The sequence below is a fragment of the Salinimicrobium oceani genome (assembly GCF_012037645.1).
Genome location: NZ_JAAVJR010001082.1, coordinates 1 through 362 on the forward strand (window position 1 = coordinate 1; position 362 = coordinate 362).

Below are 362 nucleotides of genomic sequence, written 5' to 3' on the forward strand. Positions count from 1 at the left end.
TTTATGCCTCAGAATGGAGTATTTCAACTAACCGCAATGAAAACCTGCGCGATTACGAAATGTACATTTATGACATGGCTTCCAATAAGCCGCTCGACTGTAAAAAGTCTGATGTACCATCCAAAAATGAGGAGTTGATTGGCCTCAATTATAACCAGTTCATCAAATCTGTACTCCTCGCACAGGGAGATTTCGCACAGTTCCTCAAAGCCCGGAAAGATGAACGGGGAGAACTTTTAGAAAAGATCACCGGCACGGGGATCTACAGGCAAATCGGAACAAAAGCTTTTCAAAAATTCAAATCTGTAAATGCTGAAATAGAAGAACGCCAACGGGAAATAAACATTCTTCAAAAAGACCTT

Annotated in this window: 1 pseudogene; it reads left to right on the forward strand. The window is 40.9% G+C overall.

Features of this window, described 5'->3' with window-relative positions:
* Positions 1-362: pseudogene (locus HC175_RS20880) on the forward strand (AAA family ATPase); the annotation flags it as partial.